This window comes from Streptomyces sp. NBC_00582 (genome assembly GCF_036345155.1).
GTDB lineage: Bacteria > Actinomycetota > Actinomycetes > Streptomycetales > Streptomycetaceae > Streptomyces.
In genome coordinates, this window is record NZ_CP107773.1 from 94,148 (window position 1) to 112,070 (window position 17,923).

The 17,923-nt window shown below is 68.5% G+C and carries 12 protein-coding genes and 1 pseudogene; 10 read left to right on the plus strand and 3 right to left on the minus strand.

The window, feature by feature from the left end; translation table 11 throughout:
• The first annotated feature begins 414 nt into the window (after positions 1–414).
• From OG852_RS49565 to OG852_RS49610, 10 genes and pseudogenes are all read left to right on the plus strand, one after another.
• On the plus strand, positions 415–1,308 hold the full coding sequence (locus OG852_RS49565) for an AAA family ATPase (RefSeq protein WP_330351729.1): 894 nt from the start codon (positions 415–417) through the stop codon (positions 1,306–1,308).
• Between the two features lie 5 nt (positions 1,309–1,313).
• Positions 1,314–2,492, plus strand: coding sequence for a hypothetical protein (locus OG852_RS49570; RefSeq protein ID WP_330351730.1), 1,179 nt, complete (start codon positions 1,314–1,316; stop codon positions 2,490–2,492).
• Between the two features lie 651 nt (positions 2,493–3,143).
• Positions 3,144–3,659, plus strand: coding sequence for a hypothetical protein (locus OG852_RS49575; RefSeq protein WP_330351731.1), 516 nt, complete (start codon positions 3,144–3,146; stop codon positions 3,657–3,659).
• Positions 3,660–5,563: 1,904 nt separating this feature from the next.
• Positions 5,564–6,913 (plus strand): hypothetical protein, encoded by a 1,350-nt coding sequence (locus tag OG852_RS49580; RefSeq protein WP_330351732.1) that lies wholly within the window; start codon positions 5,564–5,566, stop codon positions 6,911–6,913.
• Positions 6,910–8,259 (plus strand): helix-turn-helix domain-containing protein, encoded by a 1,350-nt coding sequence (locus tag OG852_RS49585; RefSeq protein WP_330351733.1) that lies wholly within the window; start codon positions 6,910–6,912, stop codon positions 8,257–8,259. The genes OG852_RS49580 and OG852_RS49585 overlap by 4 nt, the downstream gene beginning before the upstream one ends.
• Before the next feature lie 574 nt (positions 8,260–8,833).
• Positions 8,834–10,216: an integrase gene (locus OG852_RS49590; protein WP_330351734.1), complete on the plus strand. Its 1,383-nt coding sequence runs from the start codon at positions 8,834–8,836 to the stop codon at positions 10,214–10,216.
• 151 nt (positions 10,217–10,367) lie between these two features.
• On the plus strand, positions 10,368–12,611 hold the full coding sequence (locus OG852_RS49595; protein ID WP_330351735.1) for a tyrosine-type recombinase/integrase: 2,244 nt from the start codon (positions 10,368–10,370) through the stop codon (positions 12,609–12,611).
• Entirely contained in the window at positions 12,608–13,177 is a 570-nt protein-coding gene (locus OG852_RS49600) for a hypothetical protein (RefSeq protein ID WP_330347483.1), read from the plus strand. The genes OG852_RS49595 and OG852_RS49600 overlap by 4 nt, the downstream gene beginning before the upstream one ends.
• Entirely contained in the window at positions 13,174–13,413 is a 240-nt protein-coding gene (locus OG852_RS49605; RefSeq protein WP_330348287.1) for a hypothetical protein, read from the plus strand. The genes OG852_RS49600 and OG852_RS49605 overlap by 4 nt, the downstream gene beginning before the upstream one ends.
• Positions 13,414–13,465: 52 nt before the next feature.
• Positions 13,466–13,732: pseudogene (locus OG852_RS49610) on the plus strand (WhiB family transcriptional regulator); the annotation flags it as partial.
• A 134-nt stretch (positions 13,733–13,866) separates the two neighbouring features.
• On the opposite strand, the gene OG852_RS49615 reads toward OG852_RS49610, so the two are convergent.
• The 3 genes from OG852_RS49615 to OG852_RS49625 all read right to left on the minus strand — a co-directional run bounded on the left by OG852_RS49615 (position 13,867) and on the right by OG852_RS49625 (position 17,865).
• Complete coding sequence (locus OG852_RS49615; protein ID WP_330351736.1) at positions 13,867–14,649, minus strand: hypothetical protein; 783 nt, start codon at positions 14,647–14,649, stop codon at positions 13,867–13,869.
• Positions 14,646–16,097: a hypothetical protein gene (locus OG852_RS49620; protein ID WP_330351737.1), complete on the minus strand. Its 1,452-nt coding sequence runs from the start codon at positions 16,095–16,097 to the stop codon at positions 14,646–14,648. The genes OG852_RS49615 and OG852_RS49620 overlap by 4 nt, the downstream gene beginning before the upstream one ends.
• 1,060 nt (positions 16,098–17,157) lie before the next feature.
• Positions 17,158–17,865 carry a hypothetical protein gene (locus OG852_RS49625; protein ID WP_330351738.1) on the minus strand — a complete coding sequence of 236 codons (708 nt, stop codon included), beginning with the start codon at positions 17,863–17,865 and terminating at the stop codon, positions 17,158–17,160.
• Between the last annotated feature and the right edge of the window lie 58 nt (positions 17,866–17,923).

The following is a 17,923-nucleotide window of genomic DNA, read 5'->3' on the forward strand; positions in this document are numbered from 1 at the left end:
GATAGAAGGACCAGGGAAAGAATTAGGCGGGTCATTTATGGGCGTAGCCGCGCGGAGAGAGCGCCAGTCGGAATTCACGCCCGCGACACGACGGCGAGCGTAGAGATTCGAGCTCTTTCAAGAGAACAGGGAAGCGCTCTGCTACGGTGGGTCCGCCAACGGAGAGGCCACCGAGTCGAGATGCATCGAAGGAGACGCATCGCAAGCTGGGTGGCACTCGAGCAGGGCGGCGCCAGAGGGAGCTGAGAGTCCTCACGTGACTCCTCACCAAACGACGGCGACCTCTCCTCGGGCCTCACCGCAATGAGGAACCTCGACGTTGGCCCACCCATGGTCAGCTGCCTAGTGACCTCTCCAGGACACCGGGCTCGCTGCATAGCCACTCGCCAACCCAAAAACAGAGGTTCCCCTCTCATGAACGATCAGATCTCTTCCAAGTCGGACCGCACAGTCATCACGGACGCGGCAAGCTCGCTAGCGGTCGAGCCGCGTACGTTGATCCCGGCACAGAACTCTGGGCCTTCCCTTGAGATCCCCGCAGACATCCACGACGCACTTCGAGAGATGATCGACTCTCTCCCGGAGCCACTTCGAACCGCAGTGATCGCCTGCCTCAACACTCCTGGCGGTGTGCGGATCACCAACGGAAACGCCAAGGGCGGCGTCATGAAGACGACGCTCTCGGTCTACTTTGCGCTCATCCTCGCGCTCACGGGCGAGAACGTTGTTCTCGTCGACGCTGATGACACCAACCGCACCTGCCTCAAGTGGCAGGCCGCGGCCGGTGCCGCCTGGCCAGCTTCCGTAACCGTGGTCCAGTACACCGGCTCGTCCATGTTCAAGAACGTGACAGACCTGATGGCCAAGGGCTACAAGCACCTGGTCATTGACGTGGGCCCCACTGACAAGGGCGTACTAAAGACTGCCTGGGCACTGACGAAGCGCGGGATCGTGCCTACTCAGCAGCACGTCGGGGACATCGTCCAGCTCACCACCACCTTCGATCTACTGAAGGAGATGGGCGAGGACATCGACCTCCACGTGCTCCTTGCGCGCTCCTTCCCGAAGCGTGTCAGCTACACCAGCGGCCGTGACTACATCGAGAACCTGATCGCCGGCAACACCGCGGACCATCCAGAGCCCTTCACGAACGTCCACCTCCTTCAGGGGACGGTGCCGTTCCTGGAAGGCATCGCCGACACCTGGGGACAGATCCCCCAGGACTTCGCCTTCTTCAGCTCTGTTCTGGCAGAGACGCTTGGGGTGCCTGCCGCCAAGATCATGGAACTCGAGAAGGCCGAGGGCTAAGGACCATGGCCGACGCAGGCAAGAAGACAACCGCCAACAAGACAACTGCGAAAAAGACGACCCCCCGTCGTCCAAGCGCCAGAGCCGGAGGCGCTTTCGCCGCTCTGGCTAAGCTCTCCGACTCCGGAAAGCTCAATGAGATCAACCACTCGGACGAGTCCGCCGGGACCTCTGACCGTCAGAACCCCGTTGCAGCAGAGGCGCCTGTCCTTGAGCGGGAGACGCCAGAGGTCGTGTCAGCGACCGCATCGGCCGAAGAGTCGCTCCCTGCTCAGCCTGCGGTCTCGGAACCGAGGTCGGAGGCTGAGGAGCCCCGTGCCACTCCTGTCGTGCCCGGGCCGAGTCCGTCCGCTGACGCTGTCGTTGATCCGGGCCAGGGGTACGAGGCAGCTCCCTATGAGGCCACGGAAGCTGTCTCATCGGCGCCTCAAGTCGTGGAGCGCGCCGTCGCCGGCGGCCTCGGCAAGGAGGCCGCTTCTCTGTCTCAAAGCCTGGCCGAGCCTGCATCGGCCAGCTCTGGAGGGCGCATTGAGACCTCAGCTGTGGTTGAGCATCAATCAGCGCCCGACGCCATGCCGACCGAGCCGCCCGTGCAGGCCTCGGCATATGGGGCTGGCCGGGAGGTCGCGCCGCGTACAGCAAGCGCTCCCGCCTTCCCAACCGGGCCTGGACTCCCCCAGGTACACCGTCCTGAGGCTCTGCCACCTGTCCTGGCCCAGAAGGTCCAGGACTTGCCTCATGCGTATATGCATCTCGCAGCGAGCTACCGGGAAGCGAAGTCCGCGCACCCTAGGCGGCCGGCTAGGGCCAAGCGCAATGTTCGACTTCACACGGCGGTCTCCCAAGCGGTGACACGCCAGATGGTGGCCGACAAGCGCCGCCTGGGCCTTCGTGATCTCAAACCGAGTCACTACGTAGATGCGGCGCTGACGTACGGTCGGGCAGCATCTGTCGATGTCCTCATTGACCAGGCCGCCCAGTTCCGGGACAACCACCTTGGTGAGGACGACGCCTTCGGAGCGCCAAACCACTACACCATCTCCTCGGGGAACGACCAGTGGTTGGACGACATGCTCGATGAGATGGCGCTTGCGCAGGCCAACGGCCTGCACGGCTACATGATCAACGTGATCGTCCAGGCGTACTTGAGAGAGCTGGAGCCCACCAACCTCGGGAACGATTGACGCGCCGCAGACGAGTCAGCTCCCTGATCCGCGGGCTGTAGCCACCGCAAGGAGCTGACTCGTCGTTACAAACACGAGAGGCGAGCCCGATTGGGCTCGCCTCTCGGCATTTCACAACCTCACAATCGGGGACACGGCGGGGGACACGGCGGGGGACACAGGGACACAACGCAGGCGAAGCGATTCCTAAGCCGCCTGTCGTCTCACCCTCTACGCCCATAAGGGCATCCTCGGCTGCAATCACCTCTGGCGTTCACCAACTGGCAGAGCTTCCGCACGAAACGCCAGACGCTGCGGCATCAGGCTCGAACCGTGCCAGCGAAAGTGCACGAGGGTCCCGCAAAAGCGGACGGCAATCTCCTCGCCTGGCCAGCTGACCGCCGCCTTCTGCGGCAGCTTCGTCCTGCATGCCGCACTCAACGCCGCCCGCTTATAGGCCCCTGACCTGCAACTTTTCGACACACGCACAAAGAATCAGAAGAACGGTCGGCGTGTCCCGGTCGCGGTGTTTGCAAATTAGGCCTAGAGAAGCGTTTAGTGATGGCACGCCAGGTGCCAGAGGGTCGTATGATCCTCGTCAACGGGTGCGCGAGGGTCCATCGGTACGCGCTCCATACACAGCTGTGATCATGGTCGAACGAGGAGGATGAGGTGCCACCACGCCGGTCACCGGTGCGCCGCAACGGGACCATCTCCCAGCGCACGGTTTCGGAATGGTCGGGAGTAAGCGCCGGCACGCTCAAGAACCTGGCTCGCATCGACCTAATCCCGGAGGCGAACGCGCTACGACCGCACGATGTGGTCCTCGCTCAAGTGGCCGCAGGCCTAGGCGCAACTCGTTCGACGAATCGCGATGACAACCAGGATCCTCGGACGACCGAAGCCCTGAGGCGTGACTGGGATGCCGTGCGGAAGGTCGCTCAGTTGCTGCTCAATGCCGAGGTGGTGCCGGTGGATCCGAGGACACGCCTCGTAGCGCTGGCCGACGAGGTCGAGATCATCACCAAGGACTACGAGCTACTCAGGTACTGCGAGGACGCCGTAGAAGCGGGTGTCGCCATTCGGGTGCTGCCCGTCGGCACCTGGTACCAGAACCTGCAGAAACGCCTCGGTGAAACAGTCACCGACATGCACGACGACGAGGAGCCAACCGTGATAGCCGCGTAGGCGATGCACCGCAAATAGGAAACGGCACCCGACTGCCGCAAACAGTGGGTGCCGCCCCGAACAGGCTCATAGCCTCTTCTCGCCACCTTCGAGGCTACCAGCCTGCCAGCCGAGGCGTCTCCACACCGAGATGCCTCGGCTACATGTGTCTTACCTCTCACGAGACCGAAACCTGGTAGCCATGCACCCCGCTCGCGCGGGGACCAGCCCTCCTCTAGCAGGAATTTCACATCACCTCAGCCCCGAGGGCTCATCCTCCGCATCCACACATTCAGGTGTCCTGCAGACGGCCCAAAAGCCTCACCCAGCCGCTCTGCAGCTCGACCCTGCACAGGCGCCGTTTGACGCATCACGCGTCCACTACCGCTCCTTCAGAGCCTTGCCCCGTGGGCCACCTGGTCTGAGCGCTCACTAGCTCCCGCCGGTCCACAGTCCGGGCCTCTAGCGCTCTCCATGAAGGTGGTGGTCCCCACTCCCATTCACAACTCAATGTCCCTCAACGCGTCTGGCTGAGCCCCCCGAATCTGCCAGTTCGTGATGAGGGTTTGCCTCAAATCCTCTTCCTCGCCCGGGAGTACACCATCGCCGCCCATGACGAGGCTGGGTCAGTTATGCCTGAAACAGGTATGTCAATTCAGCCTAAATCTGAACAAACAATCCCAGCTCAGCCATCAACTCGCCACTCGGCTCCAACCCTCCCGCCGCCACATGGTCATCAGCAAACCCAGGGGCACAACAGCACCGCCCTCAGGCGCACTAGCCCGTTGAGTCTCGGACGCGCCATGCGGCCTCGGTTGTACGCCGCAGTACGGGCGCTGATCGCCGACGAGCGGCTGAGGGGTCTCACGCACACGCAGGTCCTGGCCGCGCTGGTTCTGATGGCGAAGTCGAATTACCGCACCGGTGAGGTGCGGACGACGGCCCGGGAGCTGGGTCGGTGGCTGGGGGTCACGGAGTCGAGCGTCGACCACGATGTCTTTCCTGCCCTGGTGGCGGCGAAGGCGGTGGAGACGGAGGTTGTCACTGCTGCGAGCGGCCGGGTCGAGGGCGTGGTGTGCCGTGTGGTCCCGCTGCGGGAGGCGCGCGGTTCGTACGGCGCTCCGCTGGCGCTGACGAAGCGGGAGTTCGCGGTCTTGTTGCGCCTGTTCGAGGCTTTGTTCGCTCCGGGCTGGGCGAACAGCGACACAGAGCCGGGTCTGCTGGCGGAACGGCAGGAGAAGGGCGCGGCCACGGATCGTCTGGCGTTGCTGCTGCTGGTGCTGCAGTGCCGCGAGGACGGCTCGGTTCCTCTGGTCGGCGGGACGGTCGCTCCTGGGCGGGGGCGGGCTGCGGCGACTGTGGCGAAGTTGTTGGGGTGTTCGGTCTCTGGGGCGAGCAAGGTCTTGGGCCGGCTGCGGCAGTGGCGTGTCGTCGAGACGCCGGTACGTCCGGCGCGCTCCGGCACGCGGGGCAAGCAGCTTCTGGTGGTTCCGGCCGTCGCGGCGGTATCGGCCAAGCGGAAGGGCTCCACGTCGATCCTGACGGACCCGCTATCGGCTCGGGACGTACCGCAGGCGACACCGGCTGCCGGGTGCGCCGGGTGCGCCGGCACTGACGCGGGGGAGGGGGGCGAGGGGCCGCTGCTGGAGGGCGAAGGGTGGCGTCAGGAGTCGTTCGAGGACCTGCTGGGGGAGCGCCCCGATACTGCACTCGGAGATCTTGAAGCTGCCGGGGACGACGAAAGCCCAGTTCAGCACCGTGTTCACGAGGGTCCAGACGGTGTCGGGCCCGAGTTTTCGGGGCTCCCTGCTGCCACGTCCCTACACGCTGATCACGCTGGGGTGGCTGGCGTTGGTGATGAGGGTGCGGGTGATTGTGGGTTTTCCGGCTCTGCCGTCGGGGGCGGGGGTGATCTGCCGGGGCGCGTGCGTGTACGCGAGGAGGTCGCGGGTCCGTCGACGCCTTCGGCCGGTGGGGCCGAGGGTGGCCCGCTGCGCGGGGAACAGCGTGAGCAGCTCCGGTCCGGTGGCGAGAAGGCCGGTGCCCGGCAGCTGGTGTTCGGTGGTCGGGCCTTGGTGCCGTTGGACCTGGGTGAGGCACTGGCGCCGGTAGCGGCGTTGTGGGCGGGGATCGGCCGGGCCAGTACCCGCACGTGGCTGGCGGGTCGCGTGCGGGGCGAGGTCGGGCGGCTGCGGGGGCTGGTGGATCCTCAGCTGGCTCAGCAGGTGCTGGCCGAGAGGCTGGAGCGCCGGCTGCGGGACCAGGCGCCCCGGTCGGTGGGGGACTTGGTGGCGTGGCTGCTCAAGCGCGGTCTGGCTCAGCGGCCCGGCTGCTGGTCGACGCTGTGTGACGAGGGCATCCGCCTGGACACAAGGGGGGCGTGCGAGAGCTGTCAGGTGCTGGTCGGGGACAGGCGCGGGCTGCGGCGGGCGGTGGCGGACCAGGTCCTGGAGGAGCGCCTGTCGGGCCAGCTGGCCTTGCCGCAGCAGGAGTTGGGCCGGGAAGTCGAGCGGCGGCTGCAGGAGGCCGTGCGCGAGGAGATGGCCCGTAAGGCCGCGGCGCGTGAGCGGGCGGTGGCCGAGCAGGCCGGCCGGGAGGCGTCGTACGAGATCAAGCGGCAGGTGTTCGCCCAGGCGCAGTGGGAGCGGGCGGCGGCGCCGTGTGCGGACTGCGGGGTGCCGGAGGCATCGGGGTTGTGCCTGCCGTGTACGGAGCGGCGTGGGATCGAGGCGGCGGTGCGGGACGCGGTCGTGTTCGCCCTGGTGCTGCGGTTCGACCCGGACGACGCACCCGGGACACGGGCGTTGTGGCAGGACTGCGAGCGGGCGACGCGGGCCGTGCTGGAGGAAAGGCTGGTTCAGCTGCGGGAACAGGGCGTCAACGAGGCGTCGCTGTCGTGGAGCGGGCGCCGGTTGATGGAGGAGTTGCGGGACCGGCGGCAGCAGGCGGCGCTTGTGCGGCTCGGGCAGCAGGAGGAAGCCGAACAGGCCGCCCGGATGGCGGCCGCGGCACTGCGGCGCAAGCAGCTCCAGCCAGGCTCGGCCGCCTCCCGCGACGCCGTACGGGCGGCGGAGGAGGCGGCTCGCGGCCGCGTTGCGCAGCGGTGGCTGGGCGAGCTGATCGCCGAGCTGCGCACCCTGGTCTCCCTCGGCCCCGCCCCGGCTCAAGGCACCGACTGGGCCTGCGCGTTGCCCGAACTGGCGGCCCAGCGGCTGCCCGGCGACGACCGGGCCGAGCAGGCCGTCGGCTCGACGCGGGAGCGGGTGAGCGCATGATGTCGCCCCCCGTACGTGAGCGCACGCCCGTTCGAGCCAGCGGCCGTCGCGCGGTGCCGGTGTGGGAGCGGCGCGGGCTGTCGGAGCGGATGCGCCGGCTGCTGCTGGAGGGCGACGTCACCGGCCGCTACGGCGGCACCAACGACGCCGACACCGGCTTCCGGATCACCATGGCGCTGGCGGTGGCCTGCTCGCAGCCCCACCGGCCCTGGACACCGGCCGACTTCTACGAGGCCCTGCTCTACACCCCGACGGCGGGCGGGACCTGGGCGCGGAAGCTGCGCGAGCGCAAGGGCACGGACTACATCGAGGCGAAGCTCGCCGGGATGCTCGACAAGGCCCGCCGGCTGGTGTCGGACGGACCGGTCATCGCGTGCCGGCAGGACGCGATCGTGGCGATCGAGCAGGTGCGCCAGGTCGTCGAGGACCAGTCCTGGTCCACGGCTGACCTCCGGAACAACGGCCTGCACCGCAGCGACCTCAAGAACCTGGTGGCGCGGCTGGGGCTGTGTGAGCGGGCCGGCGGCTTGGAGCACGGGGCATCGGTTCGGCAGCTGGCCGAGGAGATGGGCTGCGCGCGGGCGACGGTGGAGGCCAGCAACCGGCGTCTCGTCGACGGCGACTGGCTGGAGCTGGTCAAGAGCGGCTCGGGCAAGAAACACGGCTCCGTATGGCGGCTGAAGATTCCCGACCGTCTGCGCCCTCCCGCGGCGGGAGGCAGGGGTGGTGCGGGAGTAGGACGGTCGCCAACTTCGGGGTTCCGGGGGGCAGGAACTGTCCCAACCGCGCGCACCACCGACACCCGGGCGATCGGCACGCTGATGAACCACGACGCCTTCCACCACCATGGCCACGGCCTCTCGGGCGCCCGCCTCCTTGCCTGCCTCGACCCACTCGACGGCCATGACGCCGACACCCTGCGCGCCGCCACCGGCCTGCACCGCAGCACGGTCCAGCGCCGCCTGAGACGCCTCGTCGACGACGGCTTGGTCGTCGAACGCGACGGCCGCTTCTACCTCGCTCCCACCCTCACCGGACCCGATGGCCTGCGCCGCGACGAGGACCTCCTGGCTGCCAGCGCCCACGAACTCGGCACCACCGGACGGGGCCTGGCCCGTCAGCAGCGCCACCGGCGCGAACGCGCCCACTACCGGCGGTGGCTCGACGAACGCCGTGCCCGCCGCACCCGTCCGCCCCGGCTCGTCCTCGTACCCGCCGGCGTCGTCGACACCGACACCGGCGAGCTCCTCGACCAGCAATGGCGGGGCTGGGACGTCTCCGACCCCCACCACCCCACCTGGGTCAGTGCTCCCGCCGACCCGCAGGAGCTGCGCACATGCAGCTGAACGTCCCAGTGACGCTGGACGGTTGCCACGCGGACACCCGGGATCGCCGCGAATGCCGTCGACGTCAGGACGTAACAGACTGTCGCGTCGGGCAGCGCACCGCCCACCAGCAACTCGGCACCGCACAGAGGGAGGTCACCCGCATGCCCAGTTGCGAGGTCCGCGAAGGCCGGCGCATCGGCGGGAGACGTCGAAGGCGGTGCCGCGTAGCGCCTTGGCCTCCACCGTGGCAAGCCCGCATCACTCGAACGTGTGGCCTCCAGTCCGCAGATCCCACGTGGTGTTCGCCTGCCGTACCGTCACATGCCAGCCGCAGGTGCCGAAGCTGAGCCGCGGACCGGATCTGGGGAAGGACGGTGCCGGGGTGGGTACGGAAACCGACTGGGGCGAGCGCGGGTTGTGCAAGGGCGCCGATCCCGATGAACTGTTCGTCGAGTTTTCCGAACGGCCCTTGCGTCACTTGATAGTCCGTCAGTAGGACATTTCAGCACGTTATGGACTGATTTACCGAACACCCTGGAACTCTTCCGTTACGTAGTCAACATGACGGACGGGAGCTGACGTGCGAACAGGGATGGTCCTGCAGGACCTGCGGGTCCAGACGGTTCCTGCGGGCGGTGGATGGGCGTACACGATTTTGTGGCCCGACGGCTTGGTCGACGAGGAGTCGGACGGGTTCCTACGTCAGTTCGATGGCTCGGGCACGCAGAAGACGTACGCGTACTGCCTCGTCGATCACCTGCGCTGGCGTGTTCGGGAAGGGCTGTCGACCGAGAAGGTGCGACTCCTGGACCTCCATCGCTACATGGGAGCGATCGGCGCGAAGGTGATGATGCCCCACGGGCAGCCGTGGCGGGTTCCGCCGAAGCGCCCCTGCGGGGACTCGGCGCTTCAGGTCGCCGCGGCGTGCCTGAAGGGCTTCTACCTGCACGTCTGCGCTGGTGGTGGGGTCAACGACGCGCTGGTGGCCGAGTTTGCCGGGAGGCGACTGCCGACGAAGGCCGACCGCAGCCGGGCCTTCCTGGGGCACGTGAAGAAGTCCATGCCGGCCAACCCTCTTGGCCCGAGCCGACCCGCCAAGCGCCGTCACCCGAAGATGCTGCCCGACGGGGCTCGGCAAGGCCTGCTGGGCGCCGTGAACACGGCTCGTGACCGGATGGTGGTGACCTGGCTGTCCGACACCACGATGCGGATCGGGGGGCTGGCGGGCCTTCACCTGTCCGATCTGCACCTGCGCGAGAATGCGGAGTGCGGGGACTGCAAGGCGCCACACGTGCACGTGTGCCATCGCAGGGGCAATCCCAACCGGGCAGCGGCGAAGATCAAGCCGGACTGGGCTGTGGTCGACGGCGTGGTGACCAAAGGGGAGATCTACCTGGTCAGCCCGGCAATGATCAGTAGCTACTTCGTCTACATGACCACGGAGTACAGGCGGTACGCCTCCGCGCACGGCATGCTGCTGATCCAGCTGGCGGGCCCCGCCCGAGGCGAGCCGTGGACCGCGGACGCGGCGCGAAGCGTGTTGCGCCGGGCGGGGCGCCGGGCCGGCCTGCCAGGACGGATCAAGCCGCAGGCATTCCGCCACCAGTTCACCAACGACGTCATGGACGTCACCGGCGGTGACAGCATGATCGCCAAGACGGTCGGCAACTGGGCGTCGGCCCAGATGGTCGACGAGGTCTACGGGCACCCGGACCTGCACTCCCCCGAGTTCGGCTCGGCCCTGCGGACGGTTTGGGGGAGTCCGAGTGACCACACGCCTTCCGCTTCTTCCGATCGTCGGCGTCGGATCAACGTCGCCGACGCGCACGACCACCGACCGGCTCGAACTCCTGGAGACGCTGATCGCGGCCCCGAGATTCGATCCCGTGTTCCGCAGCGACGTGATCACGGTCGGCCCCGACCATCCAGCCTTCGGATGGCGATGCCGTGTCGCGGGATGCGAGCGGGGCCGTGAGACCACCCGGGAGTTCTGCAGCACCCACGACGGGGAATGGGGCGAGTGGCAGCGGGCGGGCGGGGACATCGTCGGGTTCAGGGACCAGGCGCAACCCCTGCAGCCGCGTGGGGGACGGGGTCGGACGCCCTGCCTGGTCTGCCCTCACGCCTTGGCCTATGGAGGCGAGGGGCTCTGCTACCTGCACACGGAGAACCTCGTCTCCTGGCAGGCTTACCAGCGTCGGAAGGGCAGGCCCGACGGCGTCGATGTGTTCCTGATCGGCCGGGAGCCGTATCCGGACTTCGGGAAATGCCGGGTGGTCGCCTGCTCGGACCCGGCGGCGCAGTGGCTCGGCTTCTGCGTTGTGCACGGGTCTCGCTACAAGGCGGCCGGCCTGCCGGGTGGAGCCCGATGCGGGGGTGCGGCCGGCAAGCACCTGCCGGCGGAGCGGCCGGAGGCCCTCTACGAGGACCGCGCGGCGTTCGAGCGCTGGTGCGTGCAGGAGAACCCGATCGCGCGGATGGACGGAAGGCTTTCCCTGCTCGGGCTGCGGCCGCTGGTGCGGGCGGAGATCAAATGGACGATTGTTCAGCACATCCAGGGCCCGACCGAGGGGGCTCACTGGCCGTTGACGTTCGTACAGCGGGTGGTGAACTACTGCCGGCTTCAGGATGTCTCCTCCCTGGCCGATCTTGATCTTGATCGGTTCCGGCAGGACTCCGTCAACGTGTCGAAGATCGCCAGGCGGATGCTCCGGTATCTGCAGTTGCTCTACTTCACGCGGGAGGACACGAAGGAGATCGGCTACATCGAGCTGGACCACTTCGGTGTCCGGCTCAAGCAGAGCGCGGGCCACGTCGATCTGACCGGGGTGTCGCAGCGGTGGCTGCGTGATCTTCTCTGGGAGTGGCTCGAAAACCGGCTGCTGACCGATCCGCCGCGGAGCATCACCCCGATCGCGAACCCCAAGCGCGGCTGCATGGAGTTGTCCGCCTTCCTGGAGAGCCGTGCTCCGGAGGGAGGCCACAACCCCTCGTTCCTGACGCGCCAGCACATGCTCGATTTCGTGGTCGACCAGCGCTACAGGGCGTCGCACGGACTGAAGTCCCTGGCCATCCACGACGTCCGCACGGGTGAACCCAATACGGTCAAGGCTGCGACCGTCAGCCGGGTGTTCGACGGAGCCCGGCAGGTCCTGCGCGCGGCGATGGAGAACGGCCGGGCGTCCCAGCTCGGAGTGGACAACGCGTTCGTCGTGGCTCTTCCCCACGGAGGGAACAGCCGGGGCGGGCGCCGCAAGCCGTTCTCCGACGAGATGGCCCGAGCACTGGCCAACGGGGCCAACCTGCAGCGTTTTGACGACATGGATGTCGAGGATCGTGGGTTGCGGCTGGTCTGGGAAGCGCTGGTACTGACCGGGCGCCGATGCGGGGAGGTTCTCGAAGTGAGGCTGGAGTGCATCGGCCGCTACAAGGGCTTGCCGATGTTCTGGCACGACCAGACCAAGGTCGGGAACATGGACGAGGGTATCCGCATCCCGGAGCGGCTCTTCCAGGCCATCGGGCAGCGCCAGGCCAAGACCATCGCCCGGTTCGTCCAGCGGCACGGCCGCCCGCCGACCGCGCAGGAGCGGTCGGAGATCGCCCTGTTCCCTCGGCGCGGAACCAACCGGTCACTCCTCAAGAGTGTCAGCTACGGATGGTTCCAGAGCCTTTTCAGTGACTGGGTGGCAACCCTCGATCTCGCTCATTGCGTCGCCCATCAGGCCCGCCACACCCTGGCGACCAACCTCCTCAAGGCCGGCGCGAACCTCACCCATGTGAAGCGCTATCTCGGCCAGGTCTCCGACGCGATGGCCGAGCACTACGTCCACCTCGCGAACACCGATCCCAAGCTCGAACAGGCTCTCAACGCCGTCTGGGTCGCAGGACCGGGCTCGGCGGAGCCGGGCCTGGTCCTGTCCGCCGGCGAGGACATGACCCGCGAACAGGCCGAGGCCCTTGCGATCGACCTCACCCGCCGTTCCACCCCCGCCGAAGGCGGGTTCTGCACCTTCCAGCCTGTCGTCAACGGTGATGCCTGCCCCTGGAACGTGGACTGCCACAACTGCGACAAGTTCGTCCTCTCCGGCGCCGACCTCGTCTACTGGCACCGCAAGCGCGAGCAGTGGCGCACGGTCGCCGAGGGCGCTGACGACCCCAAGGTTGCCGACTACCTCCACGACTTCTTCGAGCCCACCGCCCGCGCGATCGACGGCCTGGAGAAGGCCTTGGCCGCTGTCGGGCTCCTGGACGAGGCGCTCACCCTTGACCTCCGCCGGCCGCAGGACTACTTCGGCCGCGTCTGGAGCACGGCCTTCCGCGCCCAGGAACTCGCCCGCCACGAAGCCGAGACTGATGAGGAAGCCGCGTGAGGCCAGAATCCACAGCAGCAGCCATCGCGGCCCGCCGCACCCAGACCCAGCAGAAGCTGGAACAGGTCTCCACCGCGATCGGCCAGCTCCGCCGCGAACGCGGCCGGCCCACGATCCGCGGCATTGCCCAGCGCGCTGGCGTATCCGCCACGTTTCTCTACGAGAACACTGAGGCCCGCGTGCTCGTGGCGAACACCGTCACCGACAGCCGCAGCCGCCACGACCGTCAGGCCCAGCAGCAGCACGACCAGATCGAGGCGACCTGGCGCGAACGCGCGCTGAACGCCGAGGCCGAGCTCACTCGCACCCAGAAGGAGGTCCTGTCCCAGCGGCAGCGGATCGGCGAGCTCATGGGCCAGATCCGCGACTTCGACCAGATGGTCCCCGGCGAGTCACTTCAGTCCCTGACTACCGAGAACACCACCCTCCGGCACCGCGTTCAGCAGCTGACCCGCGAGCACCGGACCCTGCAGGAACGCCTCGAAGGCGCCCGGTCCAACCTCCGCTTCGCCGACAAGCGCGTCGCCGACCTCGAAGTCCAACTCCTCGAACAGACCAGGTCGTGACGAATCCCCCAGCCGTGATCCACCTCCACCGCGACCAGGCCGCCTCACTCGTCCGGCTGCTGCGAGAGCTGGAACGGTTCCTCGAGGAGTGCGGCGAAACCGTCGAAGCTGCAATGGCAACCCACTTCGGTCTCGACCCGGCCAGCGAGGCGTTCAGCGCCGCCTTCTCCCTCCACGCGGACACGATCGAGAGCGCACTGGGCACTGAGAACACCACGTCGCGAACACCTACGTGACGCATCACCCCAGGTCAGCAGCGTTGCATGCGCTTCGCCGTTCGGAAAAGCCGAAGGCGCTGCCCAGAATCGGGCGAAGGCGATGTGCAACGGGTGCCCCGTGCGCACCGAATGCCTGGCCGATGCCCTGGACAACCGCATCGAGTTCGGCGTGTGGGGCGGCATGACAGAACGTGAACGTCGTGCGCTCCTGCGCCGCAGGCCGACCGTCACCTCCTGGCGTCGCCTCCTGGAAACAGCCCGCATGGAACACGAAGAGCACCCCCGTGGTGCTGTCCCGTCAGGCGGCGCGCTCCAGGAACTGCACGAGGTCTGCTGACCGTTGCCGCGACGCCCATCCGATCACGATGGGTGTTCGGCGCCCGGGTACGAAGCTGCCCATGCCTGGCGTGGTGACCACGTCCCCTCCTCCTGGAGGGGACGCGGTCACCTTCAGGAGGCTGACGTTCGCCGTCACGACTGCCGCGGAGGGGCAAAACGCGCCTCGGCGCGACCCCTTTGTACGGTGACCTGCTCCAGAAGCCGGCCGTCACGGCGGATGTGCCAGGCAATGGGCCCGTGCACGATGGTGAAGCCGTCCGGGCGCGCGGAGACCTGGTGCTCCGAGACCCGCGCGAGCACGAACTCCAGCTGGCCTCGGATCACGGCCAGCCGCTCCTCATCCGGGACCGTGGCGAAGTACACGCAGTCACGGACCGTCGTGCGGCACACCATGATGGCCACGTCGAGCTGCCGCAACTGGCGCCACACCCGCAGCCCGTTCCCGTTCGCGGGAAGACCGGCCGGGTGCCCCGACCAGGTCAGGCACGGAGTCTTCACTCCCTTGCGGCGCTGCTTCGCCGCCCGCTGTTCCTCCTTGAGCTGTGCGGCCGCCGCCGATGCCCGATCGGCCTCGGTGCGGGCCTCCATCCAGGTCCGTGCGCCGCTGAGGTTGCTGTAGGCGAACAGGCCGAGCGTCCGAGAGTCGATCATGACGTGGTACCTGCCGACGCGCTGGGGGAGCGTCAGCCGCATCAGGTCCTTGTCCGGTCGGGTGGACACGTCCCCGCGGACGGCCGCCTCCTCGACCAGGTCCAGGAGTTGCGCTCGGGCCAGCGACTCACTGACGCCGTGGTCGCGAACGTAGGACCGGAGCGCGCCGGGCAGTACGGTCACCTGCTGGCGCAGCGCGAGGGCCTCATACGGAGGAAAGTTCGCTTCACGTACCCAACGGGCCTGCTGTGAAGCCGAGTTCACGCCCGCTCTCCCCTCAGGCGCTGCGGCAGCTGCTCGATCACCGAGCGGACCAGGGCCAGCGACGTGGCGGCCGCCCGTGCCGACGGCGTCGCCAGGCCGGCCGGATTGCCCCACAGTGCCTGCCACTCGTGGAGGTCGGGCAGGACCATGAGCCCCGACAGGCCGTGCTGGGTGATGGCCGCGGCCGTCTCGTTGAGCTGGCCGGCGTCGATGGCATGGCGGGTGCGGGCCAGCACGCCGAGAACCGGTGCCGGCGGCAGTCCGCGGACCTCGCCCGCCAGGTCCCGGGCGACGTCCGCTCCCGGCCGGGGCAGCGCCTTGTACTCGATGAGGTCCGTGAACGGCGCGAACAGGTCCTCGTCCCTGATCACGGCCGCCGCCCACCGGGACCGGTGCTCCTCCCACAGGCTCAGCCCCCACTTCTCGACGGCCTGCTCCTCGATGTCTGCGAAGAACACCCTGAGGGCAGCCCACCATTCGTCCTCGCTCAAGTCGCCCGGGGCCAGGCCCTCCCGCTGGCGCTGCCGATGGCGTTCCGCCCAGCCGGCCGCGGCCTGGGCCCAGTGGTCCGGATGCCGCCGCAGGCCCTCGGGATGCAGGAACCGGATGAAGTCGGCCCGCCAGGCATCGAGGTCGACACCAGGCTGTACCGCGGCCTTGCCGGCCGGCGTGCCGCCGGGCTCCTTCCCGTCCTCCTGGTCTTCCTCGGTCTCGTCGAGATCCGAGGAGTCCCAGTAGAGGACGTCATGGAAGTCGTCCCACCACTCCTCGACCCCGTCCGGGTCGGACGCGTCGTACACGGCCGCCTGTCCGTCCTCGGAACGCGCGGCCACATACACGCCGAACATGAGGTCGAGGAAGGTCATCAACGTTTCGAGCGGGCCCGGTACCTGCGACGGGTGGCCTGCGAGCTGGTCGTCCAGCCACTGCCACATCCGCACGTGCTGCGGGCGCCGGTCGATCACCTCGGTGGACGTCCACACCGCTGAACCGCCGCTGCCATAGGGGCGGTCGGTGAGCACCGCGAGAATCAGATCGCTCCCGCCGGCGAGGTGCCGGCGCCGGAAGCCGGGGTCGAGGACGACGACGTCGTACTCCCACTGGCGGGCCCGGGAGATCATCTCCCACGCCTCCCCGGGATCGTCCGGCAGGAACCCGACGTTCAGCCGGCCCCGGCCGGTGAAGGCGGGCGGAGGCTGATCACCGAACATCCGCATGGCGTTGCTCGGCTCCTCATCGCCGAGCAGCAGGACCCGTTGGCCCGACCGTGCCAGTGCCCCGGCCAGGACCACCGCGGTGGTCGTGCACCCGGTCCCGCCACGGCCGTCGGCCGAAGCCACCGCCACCACGCCGCCGCCCGACGTGCCGGCCGGGCCGATGGTGCGCGGCTGGATCCGCGCCGGGCTCGGCCCCTCGAGTTCCTCGGCGTCGGCGGACGCCAGTGCCACTCGGGCACCCTCTCCACGAAGAGCCCGGCCCGGCGTAGCGCCCGGCTCCACTGCGTGCTCTCGCCGGGAGCGAACGGCCGGCTCAGAAGCTCCAGCGGGCCCCCTTCCCACCGCTGGGGGAGGGGCTCGTCCCACAATGGCTCGCCGCCGGCAGTGGTGGTCCATGCGGCGGCGCGTTCCAGGTCCTCCTGCCCGGCCCGGCCCGCCCAGGCCCGCGCCGTGCGACCCGTTCCCGCCGTGTGCTGGACCCGTACGGTGATGCGCGCGCCCCGGCCGATCAGCGCCAGCTGGAGGTCCTGACCCGGGCTCGCCCACGCCCGCAGCCACGGGATGCCCGACAGCTCCGGTCCCACCCGGGCCGGGAGGAGCCGGGCGAGAACCAGCGGCACATCGTGCTCGCCCACCCACAGCGTCAGACCGGCCGCCGACGGCGACGCGGCCGCGACACCCGCAAGCGTGCCAGCGGAAGCCGGCTCATCGGCGCGAAGCGCGGGGCGCATCAGCGCCCGCAGGACTCCCGCCTCCAGGAGTTCTTGCACCCAGTCCGCGGCATCGGGGACCAGTCCCTGCTGCAGGCCATTGTTCCGATACCACTCCAGAGCCACGGCGCGGGACTCACCCGTGTACTTCTGCCGCAGTCGTGCAACATCGCGTTCGGTCGCCACGTCAATCCAATCCGCGGCGCGACTCCCCGGACCGGCGCGCCAGCAGACGCAAGAAAGCTGATCAACTGACGTCGCAATTCGCGGCTTTCCGCCGAGCGCACACGCAGGTCCGGGCCGCGACGTGCAGGCAGGGGCAGCAGAGTCTGCCGCGGACCATCCTACCGAGTGGCGTCGAGCAGCGAAGTGGAACCGGCGTTGCACAGGCACGCCGGCCCCCGCTTACCCCAGCAAGATCCCCAGCCGGGCCGATGGGGAGGCAGCCGGCGCCGTTCCCGCGTAAGGGCTCAAGGGCCCAGGGATTCGTTTCAGGCGTTGTTCCGGCTGCCCGTCCACCGGCCCGGCCGGGACAGGATGGGAGGGGACGGGGTGAAGGACGGCCATGCACCGCTCCCGATTCAGGGCTCACGGCCAAAGGCGACGTGCACGTGTTCGTCCTGGCCTTCCGTCACCCCGTCCCGGGCACCGGGGAACATGATGAATTCCTGGTAGGGCCGACCAGTCCGGACGCAGTGGTGCAGGCTGCTGAGCAGCCGGTTTCCTACGTGGCGCAGCGCGGCCGTGTAGCCGTCACCGCGTTCGCGGAGCGCGTGGTAAAGAGCGCGGCAACCGAGGCTGCGGGGCAGCGTGCCGAACGCCCACTGGTGGACGGCGGCCCTCAACACCCGGTTGCACACCCTGCGGTGAACGACCGTGTGGCTGCTGTCGGAGGACCAGGTGACGGGGCCCGGCGTAGGCGCGCAGATGGCGGCCGGTGGGGAAGCGGTCGGGGGTGTCGCCGATCTCAGCGAACAGCGGGCGGCGAGAAGAGGGCCGCAGGCAGGGAAAGACCGGTAGATCTGGTGGTGGGAGTAGGCGGAGAACATATTCTCTGCAAGATCGGTCAGCCGTAGGGCGTGTTGGCAGGCGAGGGAGAGCTCGGCGAGGTGAAGCCGGGTGCGGCCAGCGGCGGCGACGGTGTCGTGAAGGCGGCGCTTGGACAAGGCGGCCGCATGGCGGAGGGTAGGCGCGAGGGCGAGCACCGCCCGGTCCTCCGGCCGGCGCAGACCGTGCTGGATGCCCGACCACGCCTCGACGGCGGCCGGGCATCCCAGGGTGCTGAGCACGACACCGGCAGGAGAGCCGCGAGAACAATTGCACCGCGCCCACTAGGGCTCCGCGCGT

Bases quoted from the DNA above. Each gene is read 5' to 3' on its own strand.
- OG852_RS49570 (WP_330351730.1), top strand. From the start codon at position 1,314: ATGGCCGACGCAGGCAAGAAGACAACCGCCAACAAGACAACTGCGAAA.
- OG852_RS49585 (WP_330351733.1), top strand. From the start codon at position 6,910: ATGATGTCGCCCCCCGTACGTGAGCGCACGCCCGTTCGAGCCAGCGGC.
- OG852_RS49565 (WP_330351729.1), top strand. From the start codon at position 415: ATGAACGATCAGATCTCTTCCAAGTCGGACCGCACAGTCATCACGGAC.
- OG852_RS49590 (WP_330351734.1), top strand. From the start codon at position 8,834: ATGGTCCTGCAGGACCTGCGGGTCCAGACGGTTCCTGCGGGCGGTGGA.